General features: G+C 66.1%; 2 protein-coding genes. Both read right to left on the bottom strand.

Features of this window, described 5'->3' with window-relative positions:
• Positions 1 to 498 precede the first annotated feature (498 nt).
• Positions 499 to 855 carry a hypothetical protein gene (locus tag M3148_RS16845; RefSeq protein WP_251305890.1) on the bottom strand — a complete coding sequence of 119 codons (357 nt, stop codon included), beginning with the start codon at positions 853 to 855 and terminating at the stop codon, positions 499 to 501.
• Between the two features lie 114 nt (positions 856 to 969).
• Complete coding sequence (locus tag M3148_RS16840; protein WP_251305889.1) at positions 970 to 1530, bottom strand: hypothetical protein; 561 nt, start codon at positions 1528 to 1530, stop codon at positions 970 to 972.
• Between the last annotated feature and the right edge of the window lie 501 nt (positions 1531 to 2031).

The following is a 2031-nucleotide window of genomic DNA, read 5'->3' as shown; positions in this document are numbered from 1 at the left end:
ACGCGGGGTGGTCCCCTTGAACTGACGACTACAGGGAGATCAGCCGTCCGCGGACAGGGAGATGAACTGTCCGCCTACAGGGAGGTCTCCTGTCCGCCCACGGGGAGGTCCCGCTGTCCCTTGACAGCGATGGGCACTCCAGCACCCCAGCACGACGAACCAGAGGACGAACCGACGGATCGTCAGTTGCGCCGCGACTCGCTAGTGCTCGAGCTCCAAGTGCGGCGGATGACTCCAACCCGGCGCGCGGAATGGAGCCTCCGGCGGACGCATGAGTAACCGTTCATCGGTCGACGGCCCTCGCCGAGGCCGTTCCCGTGACTCGATCCTTCACCGGGCCGGCAGCAGACCGGAGGAACAGGCGTCGCGTTGGGGTACACCCCACGCAACGGTCCGCGCGCGGGTCTCAGCAGCCGCGCTGACGACATCCCGCGGGGGATCCCCGAGCGGGCACAGTGTTGTGACCGGCGGGGCGTCTTGAGTTCGTTCGCCGTTGCGTCAGTACCAGATCCCGGTCGAGCCCTGCACAGCTCCGATGCCAATGACTGCCACCAGCACCAGTGCCCACACCGCCCCATGGGTCAACCACCGCCGGCCACGCCCAAAGGTCAACGCGATAGTGACCGACAATGCGTAGACCATCGTGACGATGAGCGACCACGTCACCCCGGCAGACCTCCGGTCTGCAGCGGAGCATCCCGGCGGAGCTGGATAGATTGCGGGGCAGGCGACTCCCACGGGGACCACAGCCAACCAGAGGACGACCCAGGTCGCGACGAGCACAGCCGTCGCGAGGACGATCACCCGGTGCGTTCGAACGCCGGGCGACTTCTCGGTAGAGCCGTCGACAGCCATGTCGCGAAGGCTAGTCCGTTCGCAGATCGGCTGACGGAACGTCACGCAGCGCCGATCTCCTGCCGATACGTCACGGCGGCGACGTGCGGGAGTCGCTGAGTGGCTTCGGTGAACCTAGTCTGCTTCCTCCGTTGAGCACCGTCCGATGCACTGGTCGATCTCGTAAACGGTGGAGTCGCCCTCCGCCAGCAAGTCAAGGGATTCGCGGGCCCCTTCAAAGAGGAAGCCGCACCCATCAACGGGCCACAGCGGTCGCACCGCCCGGCCTGCGGCATCGACCAGAAAGATCGCCGGCTGGATCTCGAGCATGGCCATGCACGCCCCGCTACTTGGCGGATCTGACTTGCGTGCCAGCGCGTCGAGCAGAGGGTTCAGGTCTCCGGCGAGCGTGACTTCCTCGACAGTCAGCCGCTGGAGGAGATCGGTGTCTCCCCGGTCGGGGATGTCCGGGATCGACTCGCCGGTGCCAAAGTTCTCCAGTCGCGGGATCAGATCGGGCGGTGACGGCTCCTGCAGCATGTCGGTCATAGAGATCCTGCAGAGCACCACTTCAACCGGCTCGAAGCCCTGAGGAATCGCTCCCGCGGCCGGTGCCGCATTTCCAGTGTCCTGCGGCATTCCGGTCATGCTCGCGACAACCTCGTCGCCGAGGCAATCCGGCCCGGAGTCGATCACCTCAGCCGCCGGGTTGTCTACTGCCGGGTCTGACGAGGGTGCTGCCGGCGCGACCGGAGCAGACTGCGACCCGCAAGCTCCAAGCCCGCATACGAAAGCAGCTGCAGCGGCCAGTCCAACCCAACGGTTGGGTCTCCGGTGAACCTGGTCTCGAGCACGGCCAACTTCACGGTCAATAGCCATATCTAGAGTGTGTCAACGATCGAAGCGTTCTTTCACATCTTGGCCCCGCCCCGCCATAGCAGCGCCGTCAGTGGCACCCGGGTCCATCTCAGGGTCTAGACCGCTACCGGCCGCCGACCGCGGTGGACAATCCGACTGCGGGGCCACTCGGCGCCTCGTCGTCCGCGTCGCTCGTCTGGACTCCTGCAAGAACTGAAGCGCCCCAGGTTCTCTGCCGCTCTCATGCGGGCTGCGGCTCGGGGTTGAGGGCAGCATAGTGGGCTTGCTCGTACTCGATGGGCGGGACGTTGCCCAGGGTGCCGTGGAGGCGGCGGGCGT

Origin of the sequence: Georgenia satyanarayanai, assembly GCF_023715365.1 — a bacterium.
GTDB lineage: Bacteria > Actinomycetota > Actinomycetes > Actinomycetales > Actinomycetaceae > Oceanitalea > Oceanitalea satyanarayanai_B.
The sequence above is the reverse complement of the archived record's forward strand: the minus strand, read 5'-3'. Positions and strand labels throughout refer to the sequence as shown.

Bases quoted from the DNA above. Each gene is read 5' to 3' on its own strand.
- M3148_RS16845 (WP_251305890.1), bottom strand. From the start codon at position 855: ATGGCTGTCGACGGCTCTACCGAGAAGTCGCCCGGCGTTCGAACGCAC.